The sequence below is a fragment of the Pseudomonas sp. GZD-209 genome, from assembly GCF_049310485.1.
GTDB classification, from domain to species: domain Bacteria; phylum Pseudomonadota; class Gammaproteobacteria; order Pseudomonadales; family Pseudomonadaceae; genus Aquipseudomonas; species Aquipseudomonas sichuanensis.
This window is the reverse complement of sequence record NZ_JBMOWQ010000040.1, coordinates 1-3,081: the sequence shown is the minus strand read 5'-3', so window position 1 is coordinate 3,081 and position 3,081 is coordinate 1. Positions and strand designations below refer to the sequence as shown.

Annotated in this window: 3 protein-coding genes; all 3 read left to right on the top strand. The window is 65.4% G+C overall.

Translation table 11 applies throughout. The features are described from left to right. Window positions 1-86: 86 nt before the first annotated feature. Genes ACO6VM_RS06675 through ACO6VM_RS06665 form a run of 3 tightly spaced genes read left to right on the top strand, consistent with a single transcriptional unit; the run spans window position 87 to window position 2,985 of the window. Window positions 87-995, top strand: coding sequence for a carbohydrate ABC transporter permease (locus tag ACO6VM_RS06675; protein ID WP_110993259.1), 909 nt, complete (start codon window positions 87-89; stop codon window positions 993-995). Then, window positions 988-1,833, top strand: a complete 846-nt coding sequence (locus tag ACO6VM_RS06670; RefSeq protein ID WP_401060649.1) for a carbohydrate ABC transporter permease — start codon at window positions 988-990, stop codon at window positions 1,831-1,833. The genes ACO6VM_RS06675 and ACO6VM_RS06670 overlap by 8 nt, the downstream gene beginning before the upstream one ends. A 3-nt stretch (window positions 1,834-1,836) precedes the next feature. After that, window positions 1,837-2,985 carry an ABC transporter ATP-binding protein gene (locus tag ACO6VM_RS06665; protein ID WP_422402951.1) on the top strand — a complete coding sequence of 383 codons (1,149 nt, stop codon included), beginning with the start codon at window positions 1,837-1,839 and terminating at the stop codon, window positions 2,983-2,985. The last annotated feature ends 96 nt before the right edge of the window (window positions 2,986-3,081 follow it).

Here is a 3,081-nt window from a genome sequence, read left to right as displayed (position 1 = left end):
TTAAGCCACTCCCCCCCCATCTGGTCCGCTTCTCCCCGCTCCCCCCCCCCCCCCCCCCCCGATGCGGCACATCGAGAATCCAGATCATGACTACAGCAACCGCCCGCCTGCGGGCCTCACCCCTGGACGCGCTCCAGCGCTGGCTGCCAAAACTGGTACTGGCGCCGAGCATGTTCATCATCCTGGTGGGGTTCTACGGCTACATCCTGTGGACCTTCGTCCTCTCGTTCACTACCTCGACCTTCCTGCCCACCTACAAATGGGCCGGGCTTGCGCAATACGCACGGCTGTTCGACAACGACCGCTGGTGGGTGGCGAGCAAGAACCTGCTGCTGTTCGGCGGCCTGTTCATCGCCATCACCCTGGCCATCGGCGTGTTCCTTGCCGTGCTGCTGGACCAGCGCATCCGCCGTGAGGGTTTTATCCGGACGATTTATCTCTACCCCATGGCGCTGTCGATGATCGTCACCGGTACCGCCTGGAAGTGGCTGCTCAACCCCGGCATGGGCCTGGACAAGCTGCTGCGCGACTGGGGTTGGGAGGGCTTTCGCCTGGACTGGCTGATCGACCCGGACCGGGTGGTCTACTGCCTGGTGATCGCCGCGGTGTGGCAGGCCTCGGGCTTCATCATGGCGATGTTCCTCGCCGGCCTGCGCGGGGTCGACCAGTCGATCATCCGCGCCGCGCAACTGGATGGTGCCAGCCTGCCGCGCATCTACTGGACGGTGGTGCTGCCCAGCCTGCGCCCGGTGTTCTTCAGTTCACTGATGATCCTGGCGCACATCGCCATCAAGAGCTTCGACCTGGTCGCGGCCATGACCGCCGGCGGCCCCGGCTACTCCTCCGACCTGCCGGCGATGTTCATGTACGCCTTCACCTTCAGCCGCGGGCAGATGGGCATGGGCTCGGCCAGTGCGATCCTGATGCTCGGCGCCATCCTGGCGATCATCGTCCCCTACCTGTACTCGGAGCTGCGGGGTAAACGCCATGAGTAGCCGCCTCGACAAACCCACATTGAGCTTCAGCCGCATCGCCATCCACGCCGTGCTGCTGCTTGCCGTGCTGCTGTACCTGGTGCCGCTGGTGGTGATGCTGTTGACCAGCTTCAAGACCCCCGAAGACATCAGCACCGGCAACCTGCTGAGCTGGCCGACGGTGTTCACCGGCATCGGCTGGGCCAAGGCCTGGGCCACGGTCAACGGCTACTTCGTCAACTCGGTGCTGATCACCGTACCGGCGGTGCTGATCTCCACCACTATCGGCGCGCTCAACGGCTACGTGCTGTCGATGTGGCGCTTCCGTGGCTCGCAGTTGTTCTTCGGCTTGCTGCTGTTCGGCTGCTTCCTGCCGTTCCAGACCGTGCTGCTGCCGGCCTCGTTCACCCTCGGCAAGCTCGGCCTGGCCAGCACCACCAGCGGCCTGGTGCTGGTGCACGTGGTGTACGGGCTGGCCTTCACCACGCTGTTCTTTCGCAACTACTACGTGAGCATCCCCGATGCCCTGGTCAAGGCTGCGCGCCTGGATGGCGCCGGGTTCTTCACCATCTTCGGGCGGATCATCCTGCCGATGTCGACACCGATCATCATGGTCTGCCTGATCTGGCAGTTCACCCAGATCTGGAACGACTTCCTGTTCGGGGTGGTGTTCTCCAGCGGCGACTCGCAGCCGATCACCGTGGCCCTCAACAACCTGGTCAACACCAGCACCGGGGCCAAGGAATACAACGTCGACATGGCCGCGGCGATGATCGCCGGGCTGCCGACGCTGCTGGTCTACGTGATTGCGGGCAAGTATTTCGTGCGCGGGCTGACCGCCGGCGCGGTAAAGGGGTAAGTCATGGCAACGCTCGAACTTCGCAACGTGAACAAGACCTACGGCGCCGGTTTGCCGGACACGCTCAAGGACATCCAGCTGGCGATCAAGGACGGCGAGTTCCTGATCCTGGTCGGCCCCTCGGGCTGCGGCAAGTCCACCTTGATGAACTGCATCGCCGGCCTTGAGAACATCAGTGGCGGGGCGATCCTGATCGACGATGAAGACGTCAGCGGCATGAGCCCGAAGGATCGCGACATCGCCATGGTGTTCCAGTCCTACGCGCTGTACCCGACCATGAACGTGCGCGACAACATCGCGTTCGGCCTGAAGATCCGCAAGCTGCCCCAGGCGGCCATCGACGAGGAGGTAGCGCGGGTCGCCAAGCTGCTGCAGATCGAGCACCTGCTCGGCCGCAAGCCAGGCCAGCTCTCCGGCGGCCAGCAGCAGCGCGTGGCCATGGGCCGGGCGCTGGCACGGCGGCCGAAGATCTACCTGTTCGACGAGCCGCTGTCGAACCTCGACGCCAAGCTGCGGGTAGAGATGCGCACCGAGATCAAGTTGATGCATCAGCGCCTGAAGACCACCACGGTGTACGTCACCCACGACCAGATCGAGGCCATGACCCTGGGCGACAAGGTGGCGGTGATGAAGGACGGCCTGATCCAGCAGTTCGGCACGCCGCAGCAGATCTACAACGATCCGGCCAACCTGTTCGTCGCCAGTTTCATTGGTTCGCCACCGATGAACTTCATCCCGGTGCGCCTGACCCGCCAGGACGGCCGGGTGCTGGCGCTGCTCGACAGCGGCCAGGCGCGCTGCGAACTGCCGCTGGGGGTGGATGCCGAGGTGCTGGATGGACGTGAGGTCATCCTGGGTGTGCGCCCGGAGCAGATTTCGCTGGGGGACGCGCAAGGCAACGGCCTGCCGGGTATCCGCGCCGAAGTGCAGGTGACCGAGCCCACCGGCCCGGACCTGCTGGTGTTCGTCACCCTCAACCAGACCAAGGTTTGTTGCCGCCTGGCGCCGGATGTGGCGTGCCGGGTGGGCGACAGCCTGAACCTGCAGTTCGACCCGGCGCGGGTGCTGCTGTTCGACGCTGCCAGCGGCGAGCGGCTCGATCTGGCCGCTAGCGCCGTGAAGGACAACGTAACGCGCTTCAAGGGGCGTTGATGTGGGAGCGGGGGGGGGGGGGGGGGGGGGGGGGGGGGGGGGGGGGGGGGGGGGGGGGGGGGGGAGGGGGCGGAGTGTTTCTCGCGAGCCACAAGC